At 71.2% G+C, this 26,711-nt stretch carries 26 protein-coding genes and 1 pseudogene; 10 read left to right on the top strand and 17 right to left on the bottom strand.

Annotated features, from left to right (window positions below; translation table 11 throughout):
* The first annotated feature begins 54 nt into the window (after positions 1-54).
* Positions 55-1,269 carry a carbohydrate-binding protein gene (locus AB0I54_RS10935; RefSeq protein WP_363295619.1) on the top strand — a complete coding sequence of 405 codons (1,215 nt, stop codon included), beginning with the start codon at positions 55-57 and terminating at the stop codon, positions 1,267-1,269.
* 13 nt (positions 1,270-1,282) lie between these two features.
* On the opposite strand, the gene AB0I54_RS10930 is transcribed toward AB0I54_RS10935, so the two are convergent.
* Together AB0I54_RS10930 and AB0I54_RS10925 are read right to left on the bottom strand one after the other, a co-directional pair.
* Positions 1,283-1,549, bottom strand: coding sequence for a hypothetical protein (locus AB0I54_RS10930; protein ID WP_363295618.1), 267 nt, complete (start codon positions 1,547-1,549; stop codon positions 1,283-1,285).
* A 72-nt stretch (positions 1,550-1,621) separates the two neighbouring features.
* Positions 1,622-2,380, bottom strand: coding sequence for a hypothetical protein (locus AB0I54_RS10925; protein ID WP_363295617.1), 759 nt, complete (start codon positions 2,378-2,380; stop codon positions 1,622-1,624).
* A 238-nt stretch (positions 2,381-2,618) separates the two neighbouring features.
* Between AB0I54_RS10925 and AB0I54_RS10920 the strand changes: the two genes are divergently transcribed.
* The 3 genes from AB0I54_RS10920 to AB0I54_RS10910 all read left to right on the top strand — a co-directional run bounded on the left by AB0I54_RS10920 (position 2,619) and on the right by AB0I54_RS10910 (position 6,046).
* The gene (locus AB0I54_RS10920; protein ID WP_363295616.1) at positions 2,619-3,023 is read left to right on the top strand and encodes a hypothetical protein; all 405 of its coding nucleotides are present in this window, start codon (positions 2,619-2,621) and stop codon (positions 3,021-3,023) included.
* Positions 3,020-4,930 carry a GMC oxidoreductase gene (locus AB0I54_RS10915; protein ID WP_363295615.1) on the top strand — a complete coding sequence of 637 codons (1,911 nt, stop codon included), beginning with the start codon at positions 3,020-3,022 and terminating at the stop codon, positions 4,928-4,930. Before AB0I54_RS10920 ends, AB0I54_RS10915 begins: the two co-directional genes overlap by 4 nt.
* A 243-nt stretch (positions 4,931-5,173) precedes the next feature.
* The gene (locus tag AB0I54_RS10910; protein ID WP_363295614.1) at positions 5,174-6,046 is read left to right on the top strand and encodes a YhjD/YihY/BrkB family envelope integrity protein; all 873 of its coding nucleotides are present in this window, start codon (positions 5,174-5,176) and stop codon (positions 6,044-6,046) included.
* A gap of 203 nt (positions 6,047-6,249) precedes the next feature.
* Here AB0I54_RS10910 and AB0I54_RS10905 read toward each other — a convergent pair whose 3' ends face one another.
* The 5 genes from AB0I54_RS10905 to AB0I54_RS10885 form a co-directional block, all read right to left on the bottom strand.
* The gene (locus AB0I54_RS10905) at positions 6,250-7,485 is read right to left on the bottom strand and encodes a cytochrome P450 (protein ID WP_363295613.1); all 1,236 of its coding nucleotides are present in this window, start codon (positions 7,483-7,485) and stop codon (positions 6,250-6,252) included.
* Positions 7,486-7,540: 55 nt separating this feature from the next.
* Positions 7,541-8,932, bottom strand: a complete 1,392-nt coding sequence (locus tag AB0I54_RS10900; RefSeq protein WP_363295612.1) for an FAD-dependent oxidoreductase — start codon at positions 8,930-8,932, stop codon at positions 7,541-7,543.
* A complete protein-coding gene (locus AB0I54_RS10895; protein ID WP_363295611.1) occupies positions 8,922-9,167 on the bottom strand; it encodes a ferredoxin in 246 nt (81 codons plus the stop codon). The genes AB0I54_RS10900 and AB0I54_RS10895 overlap by 11 nt, the downstream gene beginning before the upstream one ends.
* A 161-nt stretch (positions 9,168-9,328) precedes the next feature.
* The gene (locus tag AB0I54_RS10890) at positions 9,329-10,003 is read right to left on the bottom strand and encodes a hypothetical protein (RefSeq protein ID WP_363295610.1); all 675 of its coding nucleotides are present in this window, start codon (positions 10,001-10,003) and stop codon (positions 9,329-9,331) included.
* 469 nt (positions 10,004-10,472) lie between these two features.
* Positions 10,473-11,345 carry a helix-turn-helix transcriptional regulator gene (locus tag AB0I54_RS10885; protein WP_363295609.1) on the bottom strand — a complete coding sequence of 291 codons (873 nt, stop codon included), beginning with the start codon at positions 11,343-11,345 and terminating at the stop codon, positions 10,473-10,475.
* Positions 11,346-11,529: 184 nt separating this feature from the next.
* Here AB0I54_RS10885 and AB0I54_RS10880 point away from each other — a divergent pair, with 184 nt between their 5' ends.
* From AB0I54_RS10880 to AB0I54_RS10870, 3 genes are read left to right on the top strand one after another with little or no spacing between them, the layout of a single operon-like run.
* Positions 11,530-12,300 (top strand): SDR family oxidoreductase, encoded by a 771-nt coding sequence (locus AB0I54_RS10880; RefSeq protein WP_363295608.1) that lies wholly within the window; start codon positions 11,530-11,532, stop codon positions 12,298-12,300.
* Between the two features lie 54 nt (positions 12,301-12,354).
* Complete coding sequence (locus tag AB0I54_RS10875; RefSeq protein WP_363295607.1) at positions 12,355-12,570, top strand: 4-oxalocrotonate tautomerase family protein; 216 nt, start codon at positions 12,355-12,357, stop codon at positions 12,568-12,570.
* A gap of 36 nt (positions 12,571-12,606) precedes the next feature.
* Entirely contained in the window at positions 12,607-13,341 is a 735-nt protein-coding gene (locus tag AB0I54_RS10870; RefSeq protein ID WP_363295606.1) for a DUF2071 domain-containing protein, read from the top strand.
* A 13-nt stretch (positions 13,342-13,354) separates the two neighbouring features.
* Here the strand turns inward: AB0I54_RS10870 and AB0I54_RS10865 are convergent, their stop codons facing one another.
* The 4 genes from AB0I54_RS10865 to AB0I54_RS10850 form a co-directional block, all read right to left on the bottom strand.
* A complete protein-coding gene (locus tag AB0I54_RS10865) occupies positions 13,355-13,768 on the bottom strand; it encodes a hypothetical protein (protein WP_363295605.1) in 414 nt (137 codons plus the stop codon).
* An 88-nt stretch (positions 13,769-13,856) separates the two neighbouring features.
* Positions 13,857-14,273, bottom strand: a complete 417-nt coding sequence (locus AB0I54_RS10860) for an SHOCT domain-containing protein (protein WP_363295604.1) — start codon at positions 14,271-14,273, stop codon at positions 13,857-13,859.
* Positions 14,274-14,387: 114 nt separating this feature from the next.
* Positions 14,388-15,029 carry an HdeD family acid-resistance protein gene (locus tag AB0I54_RS10855; protein ID WP_363295603.1) on the bottom strand — a complete coding sequence of 214 codons (642 nt, stop codon included), beginning with the start codon at positions 15,027-15,029 and terminating at the stop codon, positions 14,388-14,390.
* Between the two features lie 9 nt (positions 15,030-15,038).
* The gene (locus AB0I54_RS10850; protein WP_363295602.1) at positions 15,039-15,236 is read right to left on the bottom strand and encodes a hypothetical protein; all 198 of its coding nucleotides are present in this window, start codon (positions 15,234-15,236) and stop codon (positions 15,039-15,041) included.
* Between the two features lie 241 nt (positions 15,237-15,477).
* On the opposite strand from AB0I54_RS10850, the gene AB0I54_RS10845 reads away from it, so the two are divergent.
* Positions 15,478-17,571, top strand: coding sequence for a SpoIIE family protein phosphatase (locus AB0I54_RS10845; protein ID WP_363295601.1), 2,094 nt, complete (start codon positions 15,478-15,480; stop codon positions 17,569-17,571).
* Here AB0I54_RS10845 and AB0I54_RS10840 read toward each other — a convergent pair whose 3' ends face one another.
* On the bottom strand, positions 17,572-18,924 hold the full coding sequence (locus AB0I54_RS10840; RefSeq protein ID WP_363295600.1) for a hypothetical protein: 1,353 nt from the start codon (positions 18,922-18,924) through the stop codon (positions 17,572-17,574).
* A gap of 169 nt (positions 18,925-19,093) precedes the next feature.
* Here AB0I54_RS10840 and AB0I54_RS10835 point away from each other — a divergent pair, with 169 nt between their 5' ends.
* Positions 19,094-20,257, top strand: a complete 1,164-nt coding sequence (locus AB0I54_RS10835) for a PP2C family protein-serine/threonine phosphatase (protein WP_363295599.1) — start codon at positions 19,094-19,096, stop codon at positions 20,255-20,257.
* Between the two features lie 70 nt (positions 20,258-20,327).
* On the opposite strand, the gene AB0I54_RS10830 is transcribed toward AB0I54_RS10835, so the two are convergent.
* The 3 genes from AB0I54_RS10830 to AB0I54_RS10820 form a co-directional block, all read right to left on the bottom strand.
* Entirely contained in the window at positions 20,328-21,143 is an 816-nt protein-coding gene (locus tag AB0I54_RS10830; RefSeq protein WP_363296062.1) for an SAM-dependent methyltransferase, read from the bottom strand.
* A 74-nt stretch (positions 21,144-21,217) separates the two neighbouring features.
* Positions 21,218-21,430, bottom strand: coding sequence for a DUF397 domain-containing protein (locus tag AB0I54_RS10825; RefSeq protein WP_363296061.1), 213 nt, complete (start codon positions 21,428-21,430; stop codon positions 21,218-21,220).
* Between the two features lie 25 nt (positions 21,431-21,455).
* A complete protein-coding gene (locus AB0I54_RS10820) occupies positions 21,456-22,331 on the bottom strand; it encodes a helix-turn-helix transcriptional regulator (protein ID WP_363295598.1) in 876 nt (291 codons plus the stop codon).
* 323 nt (positions 22,332-22,654) lie between these two features.
* Here AB0I54_RS10820 and AB0I54_RS10815 point away from each other — a divergent pair, with 323 nt between their 5' ends.
* The gene (locus tag AB0I54_RS10815) at positions 22,655-23,281 is read left to right on the top strand and encodes an ATP-binding protein (RefSeq protein WP_363295597.1); all 627 of its coding nucleotides are present in this window, start codon (positions 22,655-22,657) and stop codon (positions 23,279-23,281) included.
* Between the two features lie 124 nt (positions 23,282-23,405).
* Here the strand turns inward: AB0I54_RS10815 and AB0I54_RS10810 are convergent.
* Positions 23,406-23,792: pseudogene (locus tag AB0I54_RS10810) on the bottom strand (AbfB domain-containing protein); the annotation flags it as partial.
* 258 nt (positions 23,793-24,050) lie between these two features.
* On the bottom strand, positions 24,051-26,579 hold the full coding sequence (locus AB0I54_RS10805; RefSeq protein WP_363295596.1) for a beta-L-arabinofuranosidase domain-containing protein: 2,529 nt from the start codon (positions 26,577-26,579) through the stop codon (positions 24,051-24,053).
* Positions 26,580-26,711 lie beyond the last annotated feature (132 nt).

The raw sequence follows: 26,711 nt of genomic DNA, 5'->3' as shown, positions 1-26,711 counted from the left end.
CAACAGCTCCCGGAGGCTGGGGCAACTCTCCCCCCACCCCTCTGGAGGCAGGCAGTGAGACGTCTTCGCACATGTCTGGGTGCGGCGGCCGCCGTCGGGCTCGCCGCGGCGGGCACGACCGCGCTCGTCGCGGGCAACGCCTCGGGCGCGACCACCGCACTGAGCAACCGGTGGTACGCCGCCGCCCCGTATCTGATGCCCCTGGACAACGACCCGCCGGACCCGGCGGCCATCATGGACGCCACCGGTCTCAAGGCGTTCCAGCTGGCCTTCGTCCTCGCCCCCAACGGCGGCGGCTGCTCCCCCACCTGGGGCGGCACGGCGCCCGTCTCCTCGGACACCGCCGTCCAGTCGGTCGTCAACACGATCCGCGCCAAGGGCGGCGACGTCTCCGTCTCCATCGGCGGATACGGCGGCACCAAACTGGGCCAGGTGTGCTCGGACGCGGCCGCCACGGCGGCGGCCTACCAGCAGGTCATCACCAAGTACGGGCTGCACGCCATCGACTTCGACCTGGAGGAGCCGGAGTACGAGAACACGGCGGCGATCAGGAACGAGATCGGCGCCGCCAAGATCCTGCAGCAGAACAACCCCGGCCTCTACGTCTCCGTCACCACGGCGGGCACGGCGGACGGCACCGGCTGGTTCGGCAAGCAGATGCTGCTGGAGGCGAAGTCGCAGGGGTTCACCCCGAACAACTTCTCCATCATGCCGTTCGACGGCGGGTTCAACGGGGCGGCCGCCCAGACCAGCGCCCTCACCAACTTCAACTCCATCCTGCAGTCCACCTTCGGCTGGGACCAGGCGACCGCCTACGCCCATGAGGGCTTCTCCGGCATGAACGGCCGCAGCGACACCGGCGAGTACTTCTCGCAGGCCGACTTCCAGACCGTCCTGGACTACGCCACGAGCCACAACATGGACCGCTTCACCTTCTGGTCCCTCAACCGCGACCGCCAGTGCACCCCTGCCGACAACGGCGGCCGCACCTCCGGCACCTGCTCCAGCGTGGCCCAGAACTCCTGGGACTTCGCCAAGTACTCGGTGAAGTTCGCCGGAGCCACCCCGCCCACCTCGCCCCCGACGCCCACCCCCACACCGACGCCGCCGGGCACCTCGTGCAAGCCGGCCTGGAGTGCCACGGCTGTCTACACGAAAGGCAACGAGGTCTCGTACGGCAAGCACAACTGGAAGGCCCAGTGGTGGACCCAGAACGAGGTGCCCGGCGCCGCCCAGTGGGGTCCCTGGCTGGACGAGGGCGCCTGCTGAGGCGGTCCGGCCGTCAGGGCACGTCGCCGCGCCAGTCGTAACGGCGGCCGTCGCTCGGGCGGGGCGCGTACAGGGCCCGGCCGCCGGGGCCGTAGCGGCCTATCTCGGTCACCAGCGCCACCTGCTCGCCCGGCACCCCGCCGGACCGGTCCGTCATGTCCAGCAACAGTCCGTCCAGCGGGCCCCCGACCAGCTGCACATAGGTGTGGCCCGGCCGGGGGCCCGCGTCGTCGTGATCGGCCCCGTACACCCTGCCGCGCATGAACTCCTGCTCATCCATGGTGTGCAGGGTCGCAGGCAGCACTGACAACGGGCACCGGGGCGAGCCGTGCCCGCGCTCAGGAGAAGATCACTACGTCTTCGACGCACCACCGAGGGCCGGCCTCGGCAGGGTGTTCGGTGCGGTCCCCGGCAGCCACTCACGGCGTCCGTGATACAGCCCCAGGACGATCGCCGCGCCCACCGCGATCAGATGCTCACGGCCGGCCAGGTTGGGCACCGCGATCGACTCCCACACCATCGACCCGCCGGTCAGGGCGAAGACGACGGGCGCGCGCCGGATCACCGCGATGTAGGTGAACAGGCCCACCACCGCCGCGGACGGCCCGGTGTCGAGCACCTTCCCGCACTCGGGCGGCAGCCCGAGGCCCCACCAGCCGGGACCGAGCGCGACCATCGCCCGCGCGGTGAGCGTGCCGGCCAGTGTGGTGGCGTACGCGACGAACAGGGTTCTGGCCCGGCCCAGCGAGAGTTCGGCCAGGGCGAAGGCCAGGAACAGCTGGGTGATGCCCGCCCACACCGGCAGATCGAGCGCGGGCACGTACAGCGACACCGGGGTGCGCAGCAGGGACAGCCATAACGGCAGGTCGGCGGTGACGCCCCCGAGCAGCCACACCGCTCTCGCCCCGGCCGGATGCTGGGCGATGTCATGGAAGAAGATGACGCCGAGCGCGGCCACGAACGCCAGGCAGAGCCCGGACAGCCTGCGTCGCAGCAGTTGTCGCACGGGCTCGACGACGATGCCCCGCCACTCGTCCCGCAGCACACGCAAGACCCACGACACGATCCGCGAGACCGCGGAAGCCGGCTCCCCATCCACTCCAGCACTCATGAACTCCCCCTGGCAGGGGCTGTCCACCGGTCGCCGTAGCCTCCCGCCTCCGTATAGACGTGTGGATCACCCATCGGGTTGACTCATGTCCCGTCAGGACTGTCATGTCCTCAAGGTGCAGGCGACCAATTGGTCCCATAACGTGGTATTCGGAGCGTTCCAGGGTCCTCTCTCCCGTGTCGCGAGGTTCGGCGGTAGATCCGTCACCGCAGGAATCACCGCACCCCCTGGAGACAACATGGCCACGGATCTTGCCGTCCCCCGCCCTGCCGCGGTCTACGCACTCGCCGCCGTACGGCTGGTCAACGGTGCCGCGGGGCTTCTGGCTCCGGACCTCCTCATCCGTCGCCTCGACCCGGGCCGCGAGCCGCCCAGCCCGGCCGCCGTCTACGCCTTCCGGCTCTTCGGGATCCGTACGATCCTGCTCGGCCTCGCCCTGCTGGCCCACGACGACGAACAGCTGCGGCAGGATCTGTCCGAGGGCGTGCTCATCCACGGCAGCGACACCGCGACGGCGGCGATGCTCGGCATCGGCGGCCAGATCCCGCCCCGCACCGCGGTGCTGACCACGCTCGTCTCTGCCGCCGACACCGTGCTGGCCGCCGTCTCGCTCACCGACCCCGTCAAGTGGAAGCGGAAGTGACCACGGAGCCCGGGGCCGCTCCGGCCGCCGAGACGGGCTTCGACTATGTCGTCATCGGGGCCGGCGCGGGCGGCGGGCCGCTCGCCGCCAACCTCGCCGCCGCGGGCATGCGCACCCTGCTGCTCGACGCGGGTGGCGCCGAGGAGAACGACAACTACCTGGTGCCCGCCTTCCACGCGGACGCCTCCGAGGACCCCGTGCAGTGCTGGAACTACTTCGTACGGCACTACGCCGACGAGCAGCAGCAGCGGCGCGACAGCAAGGCCGTCCCGGGCAAGGGCATCCTGTACCCGCGCGCCGGGACGGTCGGCGGCTGCACCGCGCACCACGCGCTGATCACCATGTATCCGTACAACCGCGACTGGGACGCCATCGCGGCGGAGACCGGTGACCCGTCCTGGCAGAGCGCCGCCATGCGCCGCTACTTCGAGCGGCTGGAGCGCTGCACCTACCGGCCCAGGCCCAAGGAGCTGCCCGAGAGCCCGGGGCCGGCCGCGTTGCTCAGACACGTGCCCTTCGTGGCCGCCCGCTACCGCAACGACGCCCGGCACGGCTTCGACGGCTGGCTGCCGACCACCCTCGCCGACCCCGAACTGGCCGTCCAGGACAAGCAGTTGCTGAAGGTCATCCTCACCGCGGCACAGGACACGCTCGCCGACCTCCTCGACCGGCCGCTCTCTGCGCCGGAGGGGCTCGGCTCCTTCGACGACCCCAACGACTGGCGGGCGCAGACCCATGCGCTGCAGGGCCTGTGGCAGATCCCGCTCTCCACGGCGGACGGACGGCGCAGCGCCGTGCGCGAGCGCGTCCGGGCCGTGCAACGCAGCCACCCCGGCCGGCTGGTGGTGCGGACGAACGCCCTGGCGGCGCGCGTCGTGCTCGACGCGAACAGCGCGGCGACCGGCGTCGACTACCTCGACGGGGCACACCTCTACGGAGCCGACCCCGCCGCCCGGCCGGTCGCCGGAGCGCCGGTGCCGCGCAGGGTCCTCGCCGCCCGCGAGGTGATCCTGGCCGCCGGTGCCTTCAACACGCCCCAGCTACTGATGCTCTCGGGCATCGGACCGCGTGCGGAGCTGCAGGCACACGGCATCCCGGTGCGCGTGGACCTCCAGGGCGTGGGCGCCCATCTGCAGGACCGTTACGAGGTCTGCGTGGTCAGCCGGCTGGACCGCGAGTTCCCGGTCCTCAAGGACTGCGCCTTCCACGGACCGCGGCCGGGAACCGAACCCGACCCCTGCTACCGGGCCTGGCAGCACGGCGAGGGCCCGTACACGACCAACGGCGCCGTCCTCGGCATCACCCGCAAGTCCCGGCCCGAACTCGACGTACCCGACCTGTTCATCCTCGGCGGGCCCTTCGACTTCCGGGGCTACCGTCCCGGTCACTCGCTCGACCGGACGGTCCACAGGGACCGCTTCACCTGGGCCGTCCTCAAGAGCCGCACCCACAACACCGGGGGCCGGGTGCGCCTGCGCTCCGCCGACCCGCGGGACACCCCCCTGGTGAACTTCCACTACTTCGACGAGGGCACGGACAAGGCCGCACTGGACCTCGAAGCGGTGGCCGGTGCCGTGGAGTTCGTACGCGCCATGAACCGCAGGGCCGGGTCCGTGATCCTCAAGGAGCTGTGGCCCGGCGAGGAGGTCGAGAGCCACGACGACATCCGCCGCTTCGTCCGGGACGAGGCCTGGGGCCACCACGCCTCCTGCACCTGCCGGATGGGACGCGCGGACGATCCGGCGGCCGTCGTCGACAGCCGCTTCCGGGTGCATGGGGTGAAGCGCCTGCGGATCGTCGACGCCTCGGTCTTCCCCCGTGTTCCCGGCTTCTTCGTCGCCGCGCCCATCTACATGATCAGTGAGAAGGCGAGCGACGTGATCCTCACCGACGCGGCCCGCACCTGAACCGGCGCGGGCTCCGGATCGGGCTCCGGCAGAAGAACCTGCACGACACCAAGCCGGCCCGTGTCGTTGGGCCTCGCGGGTGACGGTCGGGAGCGGACGCGAGTCCACCCGCCGTGCGCATGATCGCCCGTTAGGCTGGCGCCGCCCCACCGGTCCCGATCTTCCCGGAGGACAGGCCTGGTAACGATCAACCGCGAACGCCTCGTCAGAACGCTGACGTTCTGGCTGCGCCCTGACTTCGCGTTGCGCGTCATCAACCGGTTCCAGAAGATCGTGGGTTTCGACCGCTCGATGGCTCTGGCCTCCAGCGCGCTGACGGCGCTGATCCCGCTCGCGATCATCCTCGGTGTCGTCTTCGACAACCTCGCGAACGGCAACGGCATCGCGAACCGCATCATCACCCGCTACCACCTCACTGGGGGCGGCGCCGAGGCGGTCACCGCCCTCTTCACGCCCGCCGGGCAGGGCAGTTCGAGCGGGGGCGTGTTCGGGCTGGTGTTCCTGACCATCTCCGCGCTGAGCTTCGCACGGGCCTCGCAGCGGCTGTTCGAACAGACCTGGGAGATCAAGCCGCTCAGCGTGCGCAACACCCGCAAGGGCCTGTGGTGGATTCTCTCCCTGGGTGTCTTTCTCGCGGTCACCGGCTGGCTGAACGCGAACCTGCCGCAGGGCCGCGTGGGTCTGGTTCCCGCGCTGTGCGACGTGCCGGTGACCGCAGTCTTCCTGCTGTGGAGCGGCCGGCTCCTGTCCGCGAACCGGATCGGCTGGGTCGACCTGTTCCCGTTCGCCATGACCGCGTCCGTGCTGGCCGGGGTCTATCAGATGGGCGCGACGGTCTACATGCCGCGGCTGTTCAACTCCTACGCCTCGCGGTACGGCTCCGTCGGAGCCGTGTTCGCGATGATCTCCGGTCTCTTCGGCTTCATGATCGTCATCGTCGGGTCCTCGGCGATCGGGCGTGAGGTACGGGACGAACTCGGCCGGATCCGACGGGGGCAGCGCCCCTCGGAGAGGGAGGTCCGCCGCCAGTGGGACAGCGTGGTGGCACAGGCACGCTCACGCTGGCAGTCCGCCCGGGAACAGATCCCGCACCGTCGGGCCAAGGAGCAGGACTAGGGGGCGTCGTTTGGATCAGGCCGGCCGTGACCAACGGTGGGGTCCGGCCGACCCGAGCGGGGTCGTGGGGGTGCCCCCTGGTCGAGCGAAGCCGAGAGCTTGGGGGAGAGTGACGACAACGCGGCTGGGGTCCCCCCTGCTCGAAGAGCTTGGGGGAGTGCGTGCCAGACCCCGCGACGCCGGGATGATCCAAACGACACCCCCTAGGGAAGCAGGTCGTCGAAGGCGACGGTCAGATGGCGCGGGCCACGCAGCACCGCGTTCGGGCGGTACGGCGGTGGGTCCTCGACCAGTCGGGGGTTGCCGAGCCGGCGGGCCAGTTCCGACAGGGCGATCTGGGTTTCGAGGCGGGCCAGCGGGGCGCCGAAGCAGCTGTGGATGCCGCTGCCGAAGCCGAGGTGCTGGATGTCCCCGCGGTCCGGGTCGAAGCGGTCGGGGTCCTGGAAGCGCTCCGGGTCCCGGTTGCCCGCCGCGAGGACGAGCCAGATGCGGGAGCCCTTCGGGATGGTGACCCCGCGCAGCTCGATGTCGGCGATGCAGGTGCGCTGCGGCACGAGCTGTACCGGTGGCTCGTAACGCAGCAGTTCCTCCACGATGTTGACGGACAGTCCGGGATCGTCGCGCAGGCGCTGCAGGACGTCCGGGTGGCGCAGCAGCGTGAGCATGCCGTTGGTGATCAGGTTGACGGTGGTCTCGTGGCCCGCGATGAGCAGCAGCACCGCCGTGCTGAGCACTTCCATCATCGTCATGGCGCCGTCCGGGCCACGGTTGGTCGCCAGGTCGGTCAGCATGTCGTCGCGAGGATTCTTGGTGCGCTCCTCGACCAGTCCGGCCAGATACATGCCCAGCTGCATCCGTGCTTCCTGCGCGGACTTGCGGAACTCGGCGGTGGCGCTCTCGCGGGTGTCCGGGTCGAGGGAGGCGACGAGCGGGTCGACCCAGGCGCGGAAGCGCGGCTCGTCCTCGCGCGGCACCCCGAGCAGCCGGCAGATCACGGTCACCGGGAAGGGGTAGGCGAACTGGTCGACCAGGTCGATCTGCCGCTGGTCCCCGAGGCCGTCGATCAGGTCGGAGACGATCTGGGCGAGGTCACCGCGCATGGAGTCGATCCGGCGGGGCTGGTGCGGCGGGCCGAAGGCGCTGTTGGCCATGCGGCGCAGCCGGTCGTGCTCCGGCGGGTCGAGCCTAATGAAGCTCGGCGGCAGCCCCGTCTCCTCGACCCCCGCCTGGTCGTCGCCCGCGGCGGCGAGGTTGGCGGCGTCGGAGCTGATCCGCGGGTCGTGGAGCAGGCCCTTGATGTCCCAGTACGAGCTGACGACGTAGGGACCGCCCTCCTCGTCCTGCAGCACCGGCGTCTTGTGCAACTCCTTGTACAGCGGATACGGGTTGGCGCGATTGGCGTAGTCGGTGATCTGCCGCAGGATCGAGGCTTGCGTCATGTGGGGTCCTTGGGCGTGCAGGTCCGGGCGGACGTCGAGCGGGGCCGGCCCTCGGTCAGTGCCGGGCCGGGGTGAAGACCAGTTGTCGGTCGGCCGGTGAGTAACCGCTGAGGGTCACGGTCGGGCCGTGTGTCGGCAGCGACGGGTCGGGGAAGTCGGCCGGGACGGGCGTGCGGCCCTCGGGACGGCGGTCCACCGTGGAGAACTCCACCGGGAACGGCGCGCCCGTCTCGATCATCCGCTCGTAGAACCCCAGCCACCGCGTGTTGTCGAAGCTCACGGCGGCGATGATCCGGCCCTGGTAGCCGTACACCCCGACGAAACGGCGCTCGGCCAGCGAGCCCTGCGTGATCATGAGCTGTTCGCCCATGGGCGGTACGCCCACCGACTTGATGTTCACGCCGAACTGCGACGACCAGAAGGCGGGCATCCACAGGTGCGGCCGGCGATCGCTGCTGGGGCTGATCATGTTGTGCGCGGCGGTCTCGGCCTGCGCGATGGCGTTGCCCCAGTGTTCGAGGGAGAGGAACTGGTAGCCGAACAGCGCGTGCGGGGAGCGTGCTACGTCGCCCGCGACGAAGATGTCGTCGGTGACGATGCCCCGGAAGTCGAAGGCACGGCAGCCCGCGTCGCAGGCGATGCCCCGGGGGCCCGCGCCGAGCCCGGATCCGGCCAGCCAGTCGGTGTTGCGGGTGGCGCCGAGCGAGACGACCACGACGTCCGCCTCCACGACGCTCTCGTCGGACAGATGCACGGCGCGCACCCGGCCGACCGTGTCGCCCTCCAGGGCGGTGACCATCACACCGGTGCGCAGGTCCACGCCGTTCTCGCGGTGCATGTCCGCGGCGACGGCACCGATCACCCCGCCCAGGGCACCCGCCAGGGGCGCGCCCGCCCGCTCCGCGAGGGTGACCGGGATGCCCTGGTCCCGGCAGGCGGAGGCGATCTCCGAACCGGTGAACCCGGCACCGATGACGAACACCCGGCGCGGACCGGCCTTCATCCGCCGGTGCAGCCCGACCGCGTCGTCCCGGGTGCGCAGCACGAAGACGCCGTCGAGCTGGGCCTCCGGCTCCTTGGGCCAGGGCCGGGCCCGTACGCCGGTCGCGATCAGCAGGCGGTCGTACTCGACCTCGTCCCCGTCGGCCAGCCGGACCCGCTTGGCCGTCATGTCGAGGCCGGTCGCGGGGACACCGAGGCGCCACTTGGCGTCGACCTCACGACACCGGGGCAATTCGGTGTGGCGCGGGTCCGCCTTGCCCAGCAGCACCGCCTTGGACAGCGGCGGCCGGTCGTAGGGCTCGTACGGCTCGTCGCCGATCAGGGTGAGCGAACCGGTGAAGCCCTCGTCGCGCAGCGTCTCGGCGGCTCGCAGTCCGGCGAGCGAGGCGCCCACGATGACGATCCGGCCCTCGCGCCGGAGCCGGTCCAGATAGTCAGCTGCCATCGGAGGACTCCCGAGCGGCTTGTGAGGGCGCGCCACCCATGCCGTCCAGCCCGTCGGCCGTGATCGCCTGCACCGGGCAGGCGGCGACCGCGCGTGCGAGCCGCTCGCGTTGCTCCTCCTCGGCCCGCGGGTTGTAGACGAGTGACTCCTCGCCGTGCATGGCGAAGACATCCGGTGCGAGGAACGCGCACTGCGCGTACCCCTGGCATTTGTTGAGATCGACGACAAGCCTCATCGACGCTCCGCCCTTTCGGCGGCCAGGTCCGTCGGCGCTGCGCCCGCTCGGCGGGCACTCGCCTCGGGACGGCGGTCATCTCCCGCACGCCAGCATGGAAGCCGGGATGTGGCCGCGCGCGCCGGGACATGCCGATCGGGTGACGTCCCGCGGCGCCGTCCTCAGCCGACCGTGACGGCCTGCCGCCGGCGACCGTTCACCGCGAGGATGTATACGCTCAGCAGCAGCGACCACCCCGGGAACACCAGCTCGGACCAAGGGACGTTCGGCGCGACGAAGAGCAGCGTCAGTGAGGTGAGGAAGCCCAGCAGGGTGAGCCACCGGGGCAGGACTCCGAGGCGATGCCCGAGCACCGACAGCGAGCCCGCGAAGACGGCAGCCATCCGCATCGCGTACCCGGTCATCAGCGTGTACGCGAAGTGGCGGCCGAAGTTCCAGGTGGACAGCTCGGGGGCGCCGCCGGAGGGCTGCTGGGTGGCGAGGACGGCCCAGGCCGCCGCGGCCGCGCCGAACATGGTGGCGGTGAAGACCAGGCCGCTGCCGAGGAAGACGGTGGCGAGGAACTTGTCCTCGGCGTTGCCGACATGGGCACGTACGGCGCCGACGAACCACAGGAAGAAGATGCCGGCGAACGGCACGAGATCCAGGGCCGCGCGCACCGCACCGCGTCGGGCCGAGTCGGTGAACCCCGGGGCGGTGACCGCGTCGGCGCCCTGGGGAATCCCGAGCCGGATCAGGACGATGGCGGCCGCGAGCAGCAGCGCGAAGACGATCCCCGCGAGCCCGGCTGCCCGCGGGGTCTGCAGGGCCTGCTCCCCCGGCCCGATGTTCTGCATGCGCGGCTCGCTTCCTCTCCGGAGGTTCCGGCGGTCCCCGCCACCAGCAAGCCTGCTCCCCGGGAGCCCCGCCACCGGGAGACACCCGAACGGCACACCGCGCGATCCGTCACCTGCGGGGTTCCGGGGCGGGCCGGCCGTTGAACCGCCGAGCTTCGGCGTCGTCGGCCGGCTCGGCCGTACGGTCCCCGGCCAGGCGCCGCTGGGCTTCGGTCAGGTGCCGCAGCGTGGCTGTCGGGCAGTTCGGGAGTCATCGAGCGGCGGGCCGCGGCAAGGCCCGAGTTGTCCCAAGGCCGGCGGGTCCGTTGAAGACGGCGTCCAGGAAGTCGTCGGTCAGGCGCCTGCGTTCGGCTCCGGTCAGCTCGGCCAGTTGGGCATGCGTGCCATCTCCTCGGGGGCCGGCTCCCGTTCGGCCACGGCCGTCAGCACCGCCCGGCGCACCCGCCTCGGCCCGCCCAGGGGCACCCGCTCACCCCCGCCGCCGCCCGAACTCGTCGGCCGACGTCGTCATGTCCTGGGTTCCGATGACCGAGAGAAGCTCCAGCTGGGCGGCGCCCTCGGTGCCGGGCGGGGCGGTGAACCAGAGCAGGCGCTGGCGGCCGTCCTCGCTGAACAGGCTGTGGCAGTCCAGCTCGATGACGCCGAGCGCGGGGTGGACGATGCGCTTGTGGTCCGTCCGGCGGAGCGCGACGTCATGGGTGTCCCAGAGGGCGGCGAACTCCTCGCTGCGGCGGCGCAGCGAGGCCACCATCCGGGTCACCTCGGGATCGCTGCCCCGCTTCGCGGCGACCGCCTGGAGGTCGGCGACGAACACCCGGGAGTGATGGGGGTGGTCCTCCCGGGGGTAGAGCCCGCGGGAGGCGGGGTCGGTGAACCAGCGGTACACAAGGCTGGCCGCGGGTCCGCTCACCGCCGGGGGCGGGCCGACGAGCGCCGCGGCGAGGGGGTTCTGCACCAGGGTCTCGTGCAGGTCGGTGATGACCTGGGCGGGGGTGGTGGTGAGCCGGTCCAGCAGCCCGAGCAGGGCCGGCTGGACATGGGCGGCGGGGCCATGGGTCGCCGGGGGCAGCGGCCGGTCGGCGAGGTGGAAGAGGTGGTCGCGTTCGTCGCCGTTCAGCCGTAGCGCGCGGGCCAGCGCGGCCAGGACCTGGGTGGAGGGCTGGGCGCCGCGACCGCGTTCCAGCTCGGTGTAGTAGTCCGCGGACAGCCCGGCCAGCTGGGCGACCTCCTCGCGGCGCAGTCCGGGCACCCGGCGCCGGGGACCGGTGGGCAGACCGACGTCGGCCGGGCGGATCCGGTCGCGGCGGGACTTCAGATAGGCGGCGAGCTCCGACTGGTTCACTCGTCCATGGTCACGCCTGACGGCGGGCGGAACCAGGGGTCGCCGACCCCAGGGTGGACACAGCCGTGGTTGTCGCGGGAACTCCGGCCGAGGGTGGGGAGGCAAGCAGGGCAACACCGGGTCGCCCGGCGCCACGGACCACGCGTCGTGGCGCCCTCGTACGACATCTTGCGCAGGAGTCACCATGTCCACCCAGGAATCCGCCGCGGCCCCCACCAGGTCCGAGGCGCCCCGCGTCGCCGTCGTCACCGGCGGCTCGCGCGGTATCGGCCGCGAGACGGTGCGCCGGCTGGCCGCCGACGGATACGCCGTCGTGGTCGGGTACGCGGGCAGCCGCGACCTTGCCGAGGCCGCCGTGAAGGAAGCCGTCGCGGCCGGTGGCCGGGCGGTCGCCGTCCGGGCCGATGTCGCCGACGAGGAGCGGGTGGCCGCGCTGTTCGCCACCGCCGGGTCCGAGTTCGGCGGGGTCGACGTGGTCGTCCACGCGGCCGGCCGGATGTTTCTGGCCCCGGTCGCCGAGCTGGATCTGGCCGAGCTCGACGCGATGCACCGCACCAACATCCGCGGCACGTTCGTGGTCGCCCAGCAGGCCGCCCGTACGCTGCGCGCCGGCGGGGCGTTCATCGCCTTCTCCACCTCCGTGGTGGGCCTGGCCTTCCCCGGGTACGGCGCGTACAGCGCGAGCAAGGGCGCGGTCGAGGCGCTCACCATGGTCCTCGCGCGGGAGCTGCGCGGCCGAGACGTCACCGTCAACGCCGTCGCCCCCGGTCCCACCGCCACCGACCTCTTCCTGGAGGGCAAGGACGAGGAGACCGTCGCCCGGCTGGCCGCCCAGCCCCCGCTGGAACGGCTCGGCACCCCCGCGGACATCGCCGAGGTGGTGGCCTTCCTCGCGTCGCCGGCCGGCCACTGGGTCAACGGCCAGGTCGTACGCGCCAACGGCGGCATCGTCTGACCGACGACGGCATCACCCGACCGACAGCATCACCACACAAGGAGAGACCCCACCATGCCGTTCGCGAACTTCAAGGTCCCCGCGGGAAGCCTCGACGAGAAGCAGAAGGAGCTGATCGTCACGCGCACCACCGAGCTCTATGTCGAGATCTACGGTGAGCGCGCCCGCGCCGGCACCATGGTCCTGGTGGAGGAGGTGACCGACGGAGGCTGGGGCATCGGGGGGCATGTGCTGACCCTGGCCATGCTCCAGCAGTCGCCGGACCGCTGACGGACCGGCTCGGTCTCCGTGCTAGAACGCTTCGTCATGGAGACCGAGCCGATCACCCTGTCCACCCCGCGGCCGGTGCGGCGGCCGACGCTCGTCCAGGGCTGGCACGAACTGGCCTTCCTGCACTGGGCGGTGGAGCCGGACCGGGTGGCGGGTCTGCTGCCTGCGGGCACCCGTCCCGACACGCTGGACGGGGTCACCTACGTCGGCCTGGTCCCGTTCCTGATGCGCGGCGTGGGCCTGGGACCGGGGCCGGGCCTGCCGTACCTGGGCACGTTCTGCGAGACGAACGTCCGCCTGTACTCGGTGGACGAGCACGGCCGGCGCGGTGTCGTCTTCCGGTCCCTGGACGCGGCCCGGCTCATACCGGTGCTGGTGGGACGGCTCGGCGTCCGGCTGCCGTACGTGTGGTCCACCATGCGCCTGCGCCGCGAGGGGGACGTGATCACGTACAGCTGCCGCCGCAGGCGCCCGGGCGGCCGGAGCGAGGCGAGCCGAGCCGTCGTGCGGGTCGGCGAGCCGATCGCCGAACCCACGCGGCTGGAGCGGTTCCTGACCGCACGGTGGGGTCTGCATGTGTCATGGCGCGGCCGCACGGTGCATCTGCCCAACGAGCACGCGCCGTGGCCGCTGCACCGGGCCCGGCTGCTCGATCTCGACGACGACCTGGTCACGGCCGCCGGGCTGCCGCCCCTGACGAGCCCGCCGGTCAGTGTGCTCCACTCCCCCGGGGTCAACGTCCGGTTCGGGAGCCCCACCCTGCTTGCATAGGCGCGCTCGGGGATCAGGCGGGCTCCTCGGTCCTCGCCACGCACAGGGCCCAGATGACGAACCCCGAGATGGCGATCATCAGGATCGACCAGACGGGGTAGTACGGCAGGGACAGGAAGTTCGCGACGACGATCAGCGCGGCGATGGCGATGCCGCCCATCCGTGCCCAGAAGGACGCCTGGAACAACCCGAGGCCGATCACGACGGCGATCGCGCCGAGGACGAGATGGATCCAGCCCCAACCGGTCAGGTCGTACCGGAAGACATAGCTGGGCGTGACGAGGAAGACGTCGTCCTTGAGGATCGCCATGATGCCGCGGCAGATGCCGAGCACTCCGGTGATCATCAGCATGACGGCGGCGAACGTCATCAGGCCCGCGGCCCATGCCTGCTTCGTTCCGGTCTGCGTGCGGGGGGTGGTGGTCATCGCTCCGCCTCGTTTCGTCTGGTCCGGCCGTGGTCGTCGTCCGGCCGTGGTCGTCGTCCGGCAGTGGTCTGTGTACGGCGTGCGGCGGTCAGCTCAGGACCTTCGCCTTCGCCCGCTGGAACTCCTCCTCCGTGATGTCACCCCTGGCGCGGATCTCGGACAGCTTGGCGAGCTGGTCGACGCTGCTCGGCTCGGCCGTGCCGCCGGCGGTCTGCCGGATGTAGGTGTCGAACTGCTCCTTCTGCGCCCGCGCGGATGCGAGTTCACGGCCGCTCATGCCCCTGCCCCGCGCGATGACGTAGACGAAGACACCGAGGAAGGGGAGGAGGATGACGAAGGCCAGCCAGCCCGCCTTGCCCCAGCCGCCGAGCGAGTCGTCGCGGAAGACGTCGAGGATGACCTTGAAGAGCAGGATGAACCACATGATCCACACGAAGAACCAGAGCATCGTCCAGAACGCGCTCAGGAGCGGATAGTCGTAGGCGAGGTACGTGTGTACGGCCACTTGTCTCCTCCTCCGTTCGGGGTGGACGCCCTCGTGGCGGCCCGTGCCCAACTCAGCGTGTCCGCCGCGCCGGCCGTGCGCCTCACCCGATGAGGGTGATCGGCGGGCCGAGGCTCACACCGTGTCCTTCTGAGCCCTGCGGATCGCGGCCCGGAGGGCGAACGCCATCACCAGCTCCGCCAGTCCGAGCAGGACCAGCCACAGGCCCAGCAGCCGGGTCAGAACGACCGCGGACTCGGTCGGCAGCGCAAGGACCACGATCCCCGCGACGACGCCTAGCGCACCCACGCCGGCGAGGACGCCCCGGTGCGGCAGGCCCTTGACGGCGACGGCGGTGTAGAGGGTGAGCATGCCGGACACGAGCCAGGCCACACCGACGATCAGGGACAACGCGGCGATGGTCTGCAGGGGGTGACGCAGGCACAGCACACCGGCCACGACGAACAGCGTCGCGACCAGGACCCGGGCGAACCGCTCGCCCTGAGCCTCCCGGGCGAACGCCGAGACGAATCTGAGCACACCGCTCACCAGCAGATACAGGCCGATGACGACCGCCACCACATGCAGCGTCCCGTGCGGCCACACCAGGATCACGATGCCCGGAATCAGGGTGACGAGCGCCGAGGTCAGCGCCCAGCCCCAGGAGGCGCCGAGAGCGGCCATCACCTCCAGGGGATCCCCCTGCGACCCCAAGGACGTGCCGTAGGGGTCCTGGTCCGGTCCGGCACCAGGTCCCGAATGCGACGGTACGGGCATGGCTCCTCCTCACTCCGGCAGCTGGCGCATCTCCAGGACGTGCAGCCCCAGCGACTGGCACCTGGCCAGCAGTCCGTAGAGGTGCGCCTCGTCCACGACCGGGCCGAACAGCAGCGTCTGATCCGACACGACGACATGGTCGAGCTCGGGAAAGGCTTCGACGAGCGTCTCCGACAGGTGTCCGTCGATGCGGATCTCGTACCGCATGAGCTGCTCTCCCCGCGGGTGGAGTGTGGCGCAGGCGAACTGTGGCTTCCTGCCGATCCTCCGCCGTGACGCGCCGCCCGGCCTCACCCGGCAGAGGTGATACGGCGGGCCGCGGGGTACCGGGACAGTGCGGCGCACCGGACCGCGCACCGCGCCCGACCAGCGCCTTCAGGCCCCGAATGCGGCGGCTTGCGGCACGGGGCACGCTGGGAGATGCGCGTGAGCCCCGGAGGTGGTTCCTGTGGCGTACAGCCGTCCCGGCCGGCAGGTGGACGAGAGGGCTGCCTCGATGGTGGAGGCGCTGTTCACCCAGTCACCGGTCGGGCTGCATCTGCTGGACACGGAGCTGCGCGTCGTGCGCGTCAACACCGCTACGCCTGCCATGCGGAACATCCCCATGGACCAGGTGATCGGACGCCCGCTCCGCGAGGTGTACGACGTCGTCGACGACCAGGAGGAACTCGAGGCCGAAGCGCTCAGGGTGCTGGAGACCGGGGTCCCGATGCGGGACCGCGTCGTACGGGCGCGCGTCAAGGGGGACCCGCCGCGGGTGGGCCACTTCGAGATCACCGTGCTGCGGCTGGAGAGCCCTTCCGGCGCGGTGATCGGGCTGGCCGTCACCGCGGTCGACGTCACCGAACGCGAGCGGAACCGGGCCCGCGTCGAGGTCCTCGACTCGGTGCGCCGGAGGGTGGGGCGCATGCTGGACGCGGCGGTGACCGGTGAGGAACTCGTCGAGGCCCTGGTGCCCATGTTCGCCGACGTCGCCGTCGTCGAAGTGGTGGACGCCGTCATCCGCGGCGACGATCCGCCGCTCGCCCCGCTGCCCCGGGGCACGCCGCTGATGCGCACCGCGTTCCGCGCCACGAGTTCGCACCCGCCGAAGGCGCACCCGGTGGGTGACGTACGCCGGCTGCCGGCCCCCACTCCCTTCTCCCAGGCCCTGACCGACCTGCTCCCGCGGGTGGTCCCCCTGGAGCGCGACGCCCCGTGGCTGGCCGTCGACCCCCCGCGCGCCGAGGCCATCCACTCGTCGCGCGCCCACACCCTGCTGGCGGTGCCGCTCACCCTGCGCGACACGGTCGTGGGCCTGGTGAGCCTCTACCGCGTGGGGGAGACACCCCCCTTCGACGAGAGCGACAGACGACTCGCGGTCGAGCTGGCCGCCCACACGGCCCTGTGCATCGACAACGCCAGGCGCTTCGTCCGGGAGCACACCGTCGCCGCGACGGTCCAGCGCCAGCTGCTGCCCCGTACACCGGAGAGCCACGCGTCCCTGGAGACCGCCTATCTGTCCGTCACCGGTGCCGATCCCGGGTCCTGGTACGACACCATCGCCCTGTCCGGCGCCCGGACCGCGCTCGTGGTGGGGAGCGTGTCCGGGCACGGCCTCAACGCGGCCGCGACCATGGGCCAGTTGCGTACGGTCATCCGCGCGCTGTCCGCGTTCGACATCGCCCCCGACGAGCTCCTGGCCCGGCTGCACGACACGACGACCCAGCTGGCCGCGGAGCGCGCGAATCTCCCGCTGGGCGATCCGCTGCGCCGCGAGACGCTCGCCGCGGACTGTGTGTACGCGATCCACAATCCCCTGACCGGCACCTTTGCCATCGCGGGAGCGGGCCGGCTGGCACCTCTCCTGGTACGGCCCGACGGCACCGTCGGCATCCCGGACCCGCCGACCGGACCCCGGCTGGGCACGGACGCGGACGCGCCGTTCACGTCTGTCGAGTTCGAGGCGCCGGAGGGCAGCGTCCTGGTCTTCACCAGTGACCCCCTGCTGACCTCGTACCTCGCGGACTCCCCGGGACCCCTGCACTCGTCCCCGGAGTACCTCGACCGCCCGCTGCAGGAGCTGTGCGACGCGGTCGTGTACGCGCTCCCGGCGGGCCTCGGTGCCGGCGACGCCGCGGTGATCGTCGCGCGGGTCCGCTCCCTGCCCGCCGACCGTGTCGCCTCCTGGTACCTGGACGCCGATCCCGCCGCGGTGGCCGAGGCCCGGCATCGCGTCCGCTCGCAGCTCACCGCCTGGAAGGTGGACGACGAGACCGCCTTCAACACCGAGCTCATCGTCAGCGAGCTGGTCACGAACGCCATCCGGTACGGGGACCCGCCCCTGGAGCTGCGGCTGATCCATGACCGCAGCCTGACGTGCGAGGTCCGCGACGCCGGTGCCGCGGCGCCGCATCTGCGTCACGCCCGCACGGTCGACGAGGGCGGACGGGGTCTGTTCATCGCCTCGCAGCTGGCCCACGCATGGGGCACGCGGTACGGGGACGAAGGCAAGACGATCTGGACGGAACAGTCCTTCGCGTCGCGGAAGGACTCCCGCTGATCAGGCTGTTTCCTGTCCTGGCGGGCCCGGCGCCGACGGCTGTCCCTCGGCCTCCGCGCGGCCGCTCGCGGCCAGCAGAGCGAGCAGGGCCAGTACGGCGAGCAGCACGAGCACCAGGAGCAGGACCGTCAGAACCGTCGGATGGTTCCACAGGGCGAAGACCAGGGCCACGATCAGCAGCGTGGCGAGTGTGATCGCCCGGCGGTACGACTGCGCCCACTCCCCCGCCCGGCCCGTACGGATGTGGTGGTCCGCCGCCCAGCGGGCCGTGGCGTCCGCGGTGCTCTCGGACCTGCCGCGCACGGCAACCGGCAGCCTTCCCGGGCCGATGAAGTAGGCGCCGAGCGCGATGACGACGCCCAGGACGATCGCCGTGCGCAGGCTGACGCGCAGAAAGCGCACGAGCGTGTCGAAGATCGCGGAGGCCGCCGCCTTCGACTGCACCTCGGGCGGGAGGTGGTCCAGGTAGTAGTCACGGGCGACGATCAGCGCGACGGCCACGACCAGACAGGCGAAGGCCGCGCCCAGCGCGGTGCGGGCCAGGGCCCGCCGTCGCCCGCGGGCCAGCAGCACGCCGCCGACGCCGATGAGCACGACGATGACGGGGAGCCAGTTGCCGAGCGCGTCCAGCAGCCGGGCGCCCTTGCGGGCCTTGGCGAGCTCGTCGGAGTGGAAGAGCACCAGCTGCTTGTTGACCGTGGGGATGTACTTCGCCGGGGAGAGTCCGGCGTCGACCAGCTGTTTCTTGACCTGTTCGACGGCCTCGCCCACGTCGAGGGTGACGGTGCCGCCGGAGACGCCGACCGAGCCGCGGCCCTTGCCGGTGAGCGCGTGCACGACGGCGTTGTGGGCGGCCCGGTTGGCGTCCGTCCACACCTTGGCGAAGACGTCGCTCTGCACCACCCGGGTGGCCACCTTGGTCACGGCCTGGTCGACCGCGGAGTTCAGCTGCGGTCCCAGGTTCTTCAGGGCGTCGCCGGCGCGGGGCGGCAGTCCCTGGGACTCCAGCCAGGTGGCGATGTCCCCGGCAACCTGCTGCCCGTCGACATGCACGGCCACGGCCTCGGTGATCCGGTGCACCGCCGCGTCCTGGACGGCCGGATCGGTGGCGAGGGGGGCGACGGTGGAGACGTACCGGTCGTTGTCGAGCACGATGTCGTGCACCCAGGTCGTCAGCAGGGCGACGGGGACCAGGATGCAGGTGAGCACGATGAGCACGGCCGAGGCGACCTTGCGGGCCACCCGGCCGGCCGCGGTTCCCTGGGCCGTCCCCGGACCGCCCGGGGCCGGCGGGGTGCCTTCCGGGCCTTGACCTCGACCGGGAGAGGAGCCGGGGTCGTGCGCATCGCTCATGGGACCTCCGGCCGGGTGCGTGTCTGTCCACCCATTGCGTCAGCGTGCGGGCACCGGGGCACGCCGACGGCGTCCATCCGGGCGAGGAAGCGGGAGATCGGGCCCGTGCCGGAAGGCGTCCGTCGGCCATGGGATGGCCAGTCCACCGGGCGTGGGGCACGCTGGAGAGGTGGGTGCGCGGCAGGGCCTCGTGGGTCTGCGGCAGTCCTGGCAATCGAGTCACGCGCTGCTGCTGCTTCCGATCGCGCTCATCGTGGTCATCACCGTGGTGGACATCCGCACCCCCGCGGACGTCCATCTGGGACCCGCACTGGTCATCGCGCCGGCGCTGACCCCGTCCTTCGCCGGGCCCTGGGCGACCGCGCTGGTGGGGGCGCTCGCGGTCGCGGCCCAGACGGTCATCGCCGTCTTCCACGGCGGGCTGACCACCACGAACCACATCATGCAGATCGCCACCCTGGCCGTACTCACGGCGCTCGTCGTGGTCTACTGCGCGGTCCGCGACCGGCACCGTGCCCAGCTGGCCCAGGTCCGGTCGGTGGCCGAGGCCGCCCAGCACGTGCTGATGTGGCCGCTGCCGGAACAGATCGGCCATCTGCGGATCGCCTCGCTGTATCTGGCCGCCGAGGACGAGGCCCAGATCGGCGGGGACCTGTATGCGACCACCCGGGTCGACAACACCGTGCGCGTACTGATCGGTGATGTGCGCGGCAAGGGTCTGTCCGCCATCGGCGAGGCAGCGCTGCTGCTCGGCGCCTTCCGCGAGGGCGCCCACCGGCACGCGTCCCTGCCGGACCTCGCCGCCACGCTGGAGCAGAGCGTGACCCGCTACACGGCCGACTTCGAACCGCCCGAGGAGGCCGGGGAGCGCTTCGCCACCGCCCTGCTGGTGGAGATCCCCGAGGACGACGCGGTCACCCGGATGACCAGTTGCGGCCACCCTCCGCCGATGCTGCTCAGCCCCGGTCACGCGGTCTCGGTGCCGAGCCTGCATCCGGCACCGCCCTTGGGGGTCCACATGTCGAAGCCCGGGGACTACACGCTGGACGTGTTCTCCTTCGAGCCCGGCGACACCCTGCTGCTGTACACCGACGGTGTGATCGAGGCCCGTGACGCGGGCGGCCGCTTCTACCCGCTCGCGGAGCGCGTCGCGCAGTGGACCGAGGCCAGCCCGGAGGCGCTCATGCACCACATCCGGCGCGATCTGCTGGCGCACTGCGGCGGACGCCTCGACGACGACGCGGCCCTCATCGCCCTGCACCGCACTGCGGCCGTCCATCGCCGGCACCATGGACGACTGATCCATTCCGACGCGCATCCGGGCACCGGCTGAGACCCGGGACCAGGGAGGCTCTCCCCGGCCCCGGCCCCGGACCCGGATCCGGCCGCGGACCCGGCCGCGGTCACGGCTTGCGGGCGACCGCCCCGTACATCGCGATGTCCTCGTCCCGGATGTTCTGCTCGCCCGTGCCGTCCGGGTGCCACTTGTGGACCTGGACGATCCCCGGTTCGGTCAGCTCCAGGCCCTCGAAGAACTCATGGGCCTCGTCGATGGTGCGCAGCCGCATCGGCATGTTGCGGGCGGCGTACTCGCGGGCGACCCGGCCCACCTCCTGTGGTGCGAACTCGGCGGTGCCGATGGACATCGCCAGATAGCTGCCCGAGGGGAGCGGCTCCAGGAGGCGGCGTACGACGCCGACCGCGTCGTCCTCGTCGAGCATGAAGTGGACGATGGCGATGACGGTGAGCGCCACCGGCTGTGTGAGGTCGAGGGTCTCGCGCAGTTCGGGTGCGTCCAGGATGGCCGCCGGGTCGCGGAAGTCGGCCTCGATGTACGACGTCCTCCCCTCGGGCGCGCTGGCGAGCAGTCCCTGGGAGAGGGTGAGGACGATGGGGTCGTTGTCGACGTAGACGACCCGTGACCCGGGCGCCACCGACTGGACGATCTCATGGAGGTTCGGCGAGGTGGGGATGCCGGTGCCGATGTCCAGGAACTGGCGCATCCCCGCCTTCTCGGCGAGCCAGCGCACGGCACGGTTCATCCAGTCCCGGTTGGCGCGCATATGGATGGGGAGCGCGGGCCACTCCCGGGACATGGCGTCGCCCGCCTCCTTGTCAGCGGGGTAGTAGTCCTTTCCGCCGAGGATGTAGTCGTAGATCCGCGCGGAGTGGGCGTTCTCGGTGTCGATCCGGTCGGCCGGCCATCCGTTGTCGGGCAACGTCATGTCTCCCATTCGGTCGGGGCTGCGGGGGTGGCGAGGTCAAGTCCAACTCTCAGTGTCAGCCGGGTGGTTCAGAGGAGGAAGTCGGCGTCACCCGCCTTCACTCCCGCCAGGAAACTCGTCATCTCGCGGGGTGTGAAAACCAGCGCGGGCCCGTCGGGATCGGTCGACTGGCGCACGGCGACCCGCCCGTCGGCGAGCTTCTTCACTTCCACGCAGGCGCCTCCGGCGTCGTCGCTCCACGGTTTCGTCCAGCCGCGAGCGCCCAGTTGCCGGGACGGCATGCCGTTGCGTATGGGGTGGTGCACGTCAGAGCTCCTTGCGAATCGCACCGAGGAGGGCCTCGGTCTTCTTGGCGGGCGCCGCCTGGGCACCCAGCCGGTCCAGGGCCTCGCGGTACACCACGACGTCATCGCCCTTGTCGAGGTAGACCGCGCCGACGAGGCCATTGAGGTAGACGATGTCGGGCAGTTCGGGGGCCCGGAACCGGAACAGATGGAAGGCACCGGCCCGCATGGCCGGGTGCGGGCCATTGGCGAACGGCATGATCTGCAGGGTCACCTGGGGCAGCCGGTTGACCTCGATCAGATGGTCGATCTGCGCGCGCATCACCTCGGCGCCCCCGACCGGCCACCGCAGCACCGTCTCGTCCATCACGACCCAGACGCGCGGCGGCCCGTCGCGCGCGAGGAGTTCCTGGCGGCGCATGCGCAGGGCGACCCGGCGCTCCGTGGCCTCCCCGGGGGCGTGCGGATTGCCCGCGGTCAGCAGGGCGCGCGCATAGTCCTGTGTCTGCAGCAGCCCGTGGACGAACTGGTTCTCGTAGGCGCGGATCTGCAGCGCCGCCTGCTCCAGGCTCAGATAGGCGGCGAACCAGTCCGGCATGACGTCGCGGTACGTGTGCCACCAGCCGCGCCTGTTGGCCTCGCGGACGGACTGCAGGAACGTGTCGATCTCCTGCTGGTCCGTCACACCGTAGGTCTGGAGCAGCTTTTCGGCGTCCGCGAGCCTGAGCCGGGCCACCTTGGCGGCCTCCATACGGCGGATGGTGGAGTGGCTCACGCCGATGGCCGCGCCCGCCTGCTCGTACGTCAGACCGGCCCGGGTCCGCAGTTCCTCCAGCTGTCTGCCGAGGATCATGCGCAGGACGGAGGGGGCACCACCCCAGTCGGTCTCCGCCGTCACGACTACCCCCTCCCATCTGGCTTCAGGGTCACCGTCTCACGCGCTCGCTTTTTGCCGGGCTCATTCGATCACTTCTTGACCGAAGCAGAATGCACATCGCCCATTGCAATTTTCAACTTGCAGGTTGCGAGCGGTTGTTGGCAGATGCCACAGTGGACTCACTGCTCCGACCGACCGAAGGAGCGGGCGAGACAGTCCGGTTGGGGGAGATTGGGCTGCGATCCGGCGCGTGCGGCGCGGGTCGTCGTCTGCTCCTGCCGTGGGCGGGGGCACGCGACACCGACGCCCCCCACTGTGCGAGGCCGGACGAAAGGCGTACGGCAATGGCACCACCCTCCCTCCCCCAGCCGCTGGAGCGACGGCCCGAGAACCGGCTCCCGACGGCCCCCAGACCACCCGGAGGCGAGTACGCCGGTCGACTCCCCGGGCCCCACGGCCCCGACCGCCTCGCCTCCGGGGCCGAACCGCCCCGCCGGACCCATGTGTTCGTCCTGCCCGCGACACCGGCGTCCGTCGGCACGGCCCGCAGAGGCGTTCACCAGGTGCTCACCGACTGGGGTACCGGCGAGGACGCCTGCGACGACGCCGCCGTCATCACCTCCGAGCTCGTCACCAACGCGGCCACGCACTCCGCCAGTGAGCGGATCGTGTGCCGGCTGCACACCACGGCGCACCGGATCCGCATCGAGGTCGAGGAGCAGAACCGCGGCCCCACGCTCCCGACGCCCCGCCGTCCGGGTCCCGAGGACCAGAGCGGGCGCGGTCTCTTCCTGGTCGACGCCCTGAGCAGCGGCTGGGGAGTCACCGCCGCCCCGCACAGGTCCGGGCGGATCATCTGGGCGGAGTTGTCTCCGCGGGCGGACACACCCCCGGCAGCGACCCCGGCTCCCGAACGGCCCGTCCCCCACCCGGCCGAAGGACCCTCACCGCATGGACGCACACACCCCTGACCCGCGCCTGCCGCACTCCGTCCCCCTCACCGTCCGGCCCCGCGGTACGAGCCCGTCGCGGAGACCGCACCGGGCCCTCGTCGGTGTCGGTCACGGACATCGCCGTCGGGCCCGGTGCCTGGACTCAGTAGCCGATGGAGAAGGTGGCGTCCGCCTTCTCAGTAGCCATGGAGACGGGGTCGATGCGCAGGACGTAGTTGGAGTGCCTGATGTAGCGGGTGGGGAAGTTGTACGAGCGGAACGACGTCCAGGTGGCGTCGGCGAGGCCCGCGGTCCCGTAGAACGTGGCGTCCTGGGCGAACGTCGACGTGCCGTCGTCGGTGTCGAGTTGCAGTTGGTAGTTGTAGTGCCGCAGATAGCGGGTCGGGTAGTTGACCGACTGGAAACGCCCGCGCTGTCGGCCAGACCGGGGTACGAGCTTCCACTGGGAGTCGGTGTACGGATCGAAGGGGTAGGCGTCGATCCGGCCGACGTAGTTGGAGTGGCGGACGTAACGGTCCGGGTGTGACCACGGGGTTGTTCTGGTTCAGCGGCATCCAGTGCAGCGAGTCCGTGCTGACGGCCAGATGGAGGCCGTAGTGGGTGCCGGTGCCGTTCGGTGACTCGGTGAAGTACCCCATGACGTAGGCCGAGTCGGCGGCGTGCGCGGGGCGCGCCCCGAGTGTCATCGGTTGCCGCGGCCAGGGGCACGGCCGCCGCCCTGCTGAGGAAGAGCCGCCAGGTGTCGCTTGTGACCGGCAGCGTGAACGGCTGGTTCAGCACGCCCCGTTCAGCTTCCCTGGGCCAGTGCCGTGACCTCGGCGGCCGTCAGTGTCCTGCCGTACACACGGAAGTCGTCCACCGCCGCCTTCAGATACGGATCGGGATACTGGGACCTGCCGATGTAGCCGTTGCGGATGTGGTTGCCGAAGTAGCGTGGTTCGACCGTGACCGCCGCGTTCCGGCCCGCTTCCCGGCCGTCCACGTAGAGCACGGCGGTTCCGGCGCCGTACGTCACGGCCACGTGCACCCAGCGGTCGGTGGGCAGGGGGTCGGCGTCGATGCGCTGCTCGGCTCCTCCGCCTCCGGCGGTGATGGCGTACCGGAGGGTGCCGGCGTCGCTGCGCGGGGTCAGGAACATGTTGGCGCTCACACCGGTGCCGAAGTCGAACACCCGGCTCCAGGTCGCCGGCTGCCCGGTCAGGCTGACCCAGGTCGCGACCGAGTACGCGGACGCTCCGGCCAACAGGTCCTCGCCGAGGGTGACATGACCGTCGTTGCCGTCCAGCGCCACGGCACCGGCGATGTGGCCCCGCGTCCAGGACGCGCCCCCGGCGAGCGACGCGGCCTTTCCGCTGCCGGTGGCGTCGGCGGCCGTCGTGCCGGAGGTCTCGTCGAAGGGGTGCCAGACCGCGAACTCGGGGGGTGCGGCGGGTGGTTGGCCGGTCAGCCAGTAGACGTTGTAGTGCTGGTGATGGACACGGGCGATCGGCAGCAGGGGGACGGTCCTGCCGTCGGCGGTCGCCGTCAGGCGCAGCGGGTCGGCCGATGTCCGGCGGATCGAGGCGAGGTCGAGCCGCGGCATCCAGGGGTTGGCGGTGTCTCCGTAGGCGCCGGCCAGGACCACGGGTCCGTACAGGACGGCCCGAACGTCGGGGTCGTCGGGTGTCGCCTCCACGGTCGGCCGCATGGGCAGTGTGACCTCGACGCGGTCGCCGGTGCGCCAGGTGCGGTCGAGGGTCAGCCGACTGCCCGCCGCCGGGCGGTCGGAGAGGGTGCGTCCGTTGAGCTTCACCCGAGCACCCGAGGCCCAGGCGGGGACGCGGACCACCAACTGGTGTGCGGCGCCTCCGGCGGCCACGGTGAGCACGGTCGAGGAGGCGTCGGGCAGGCTGGTGGTCTGCCGCCAGGTGATGCCCTTCTCCCGCCAGTCGACCTGGGACGGTATGAACAGGTTGACCAGCAGCCGCTGTTCGTCGTGCGTGTAGATCGTGTCGGCGAACTTGGCCTGGGTCTCCATGCCGGTGCCGTGGTCGCAGGAGAAGTTGTCGTAGTCGGTGGAGTAGGCGTCGGGGTCGGTACCCATGAACGAGGGCTGCTGCTTGAACGCGCCGGGCGCGAGACCGGTGTAGTAGATGTTGAAGCCGTGCGCGGAGTCGGGGTCCTGCTCGCCGAGCATCTGGTTGAGCAGGGTGCGCTCGTAGTAGTCGAGGAGGTCGGTGCGGTCCGGGGCGTGGAGGTGCAGCAGCCTGGTCAGCTTGAGCATGTTGTAGCTGTTGCAGTTCTCGCAGGTGCCGTTGGACAACTGGCCCGCGATGACGTCCGGTTCGTGGAAGGCCTCGCCGTTGCTGTTGCCGCCGATGACATAGGTGTGGTGATCGGTGACGATCCGCCAGAAGTTCTCGGCGATGGTGCGGTAGCTGTCGGGCAGGCCCTCCTGCCACAGCCGCATCGCCCCGACCATCTTCGGGATCTGTGTGTTGGCGTGCAGTCCGGCCAGCCGGTCCTCGTTCGCGGCCAGCGGGTCGAAGACCCGCGCATGGGTGAAGCGCTCGGCGACTTCCAGCCAGACGGTGTCGCCGGTGATCGTGTGCAGATCGGCGAGTACATCGTTCATGCCGCCGAACTCGGTCTCCAGCACGCGCTGCATCTGATCGTGGCTCAGCCTGGCGGTGCGCCGGTCGACCCACGCGCCCATGCCGAGGACCACGTCCAGGGCCTGGCCGTTGCCCGCCAGCCGGTACTGGTCGACGAGTCCCGCCATGATCTTGTGCAGGGTGTAGTACGGGGCCCAGACGCCCGTTCCGGCCTCCAGCCGGTCGAAGAAGCTCTCCGGAAAGGCGGACAGGTAGCCCTTGCCGAAGCCCGCCGACGACGACGCGGCCTGGCACGCGGCCAGCGCGGCGACCAGTTGGCGGCCCTTGTCGCGCAACACGGTGTCCCCGGTGTTGGCGTGGGTGAGGGCGAGACCGGAGAGCAGATGGCCGGTGGAGTGTCCGCGCAGCTCGACCGAGGGCCCTTCCCAGCCGCCGCAGGGCTGGGCGGTACTGGGCAGACCGACGTTGCGACGGAAGGTGTGCAGCAGGCGGTCGATGTCGACGAAGCGCAGATAGGCGGTGTTGCGGCTCTGGTTGTCCTTGAACGGCCCGGTCAGCAGGGAGACCGCCCCGAGGGGGAAGGGCTGCACCTGTGGGGCGTTCACCGGGCGCGCGTCGGTGGGGCGTTGTGCCGCGTGGGCCGCGGGGCCGCCGGTCAGGTTCAGGGCCGCGGCCGCACCTGCAGCGGTGAGGAAGGTCCGTCTGCCAAGAGGTGGGATCACGAAGTCCTCCGCATGTCGATGACGCGGGGCGGAGAGTCCCATTCCCCGCCCCACTGGCGCTTGTTCGAAATATCGAAGACTGTGCGACATGCTGTGCGGGCTCTACGGTAGGGGACTGACTCCTGATGTCAA

It is taken from the genome of Streptomyces sp. NPDC050625, from assembly GCF_040654755.1.
GTDB lineage: Bacteria > Actinomycetota > Actinomycetes > Streptomycetales > Streptomycetaceae > Streptomyces.
The sequence above is the reverse complement of the archived record's forward strand: the minus strand, read 5'-3'. Positions and strand labels throughout refer to the sequence as shown.

Bases quoted from the DNA above. Each gene is read 5' to 3' on its own strand.
- AB0I54_RS10865 (WP_363295605.1), bottom strand. From the start codon at position 13,768: ATGACCACCACCCCCCGCACGCAGACCGGAACGAAGCAGGCATGGGCC.
- AB0I54_RS10840 (WP_363295600.1), bottom strand. From the start codon at position 18,924: ATGAGCGATGCGCACGACCCCGGCTCCTCTCCCGGTCGAGGTCAAGGC.
- AB0I54_RS10880 (WP_363295608.1), top strand. From the start codon at position 11,530: ATGTCCACCCAGGAATCCGCCGCGGCCCCCACCAGGTCCGAGGCGCCC.
- AB0I54_RS10925 (WP_363295617.1), bottom strand. From the start codon at position 2,380: ATGAGTGCTGGAGTGGATGGGGAGCCGGCTTCCGCGGTCTCGCGGATC.
- AB0I54_RS10900 (WP_363295612.1), bottom strand. From the start codon at position 8,932: ATGGCAGCTGACTATCTGGACCGGCTCCGGCGCGAGGGCCGGATCGTC.
- AB0I54_RS10930 (WP_363295618.1), bottom strand. From the start codon at position 1,549: ATGGATGAGCAGGAGTTCATGCGCGGCAGGGTGTACGGGGCCGATCAC.
- AB0I54_RS10905 (WP_363295613.1), bottom strand. From the start codon at position 7,485: ATGACGCAAGCCTCGATCCTGCGGCAGATCACCGACTACGCCAATCGC.
- AB0I54_RS10850 (WP_363295602.1), bottom strand. From the start codon at position 15,236: ATGCGGTACGAGATCCGCATCGACGGACACCTGTCGGAGACGCTCGTC.
- AB0I54_RS10890 (WP_363295610.1), bottom strand. From the start codon at position 10,003: ATGCAGAACATCGGGCCGGGGGAGCAGGCCCTGCAGACCCCGCGGGCA.
- AB0I54_RS10825 (WP_363296061.1), bottom strand. From the start codon at position 21,430: ATGCCGTCCCGGCAACTGGGCGCTCGCGGCTGGACGAAACCGTGGAGC.
- AB0I54_RS10855 (WP_363295603.1), bottom strand. From the start codon at position 15,029: ATGCCCGTACCGTCGCATTCGGGACCTGGTGCCGGACCGGACCAGGAC.
- AB0I54_RS10895 (WP_363295611.1), bottom strand. From the start codon at position 9,167: ATGAGGCTTGTCGTCGATCTCAACAAATGCCAGGGGTACGCGCAGTGC.
- AB0I54_RS10815 (WP_363295597.1), top strand. From the start codon at position 22,655: ATGGCACCACCCTCCCTCCCCCAGCCGCTGGAGCGACGGCCCGAGAAC.
- AB0I54_RS10920 (WP_363295616.1), top strand. From the start codon at position 2,619: ATGGCCACGGATCTTGCCGTCCCCCGCCCTGCCGCGGTCTACGCACTC.
- AB0I54_RS10875 (WP_363295607.1), top strand. From the start codon at position 12,355: ATGCCGTTCGCGAACTTCAAGGTCCCCGCGGGAAGCCTCGACGAGAAG.
- AB0I54_RS10870 (WP_363295606.1), top strand. From the start codon at position 12,607: ATGGAGACCGAGCCGATCACCCTGTCCACCCCGCGGCCGGTGCGGCGG.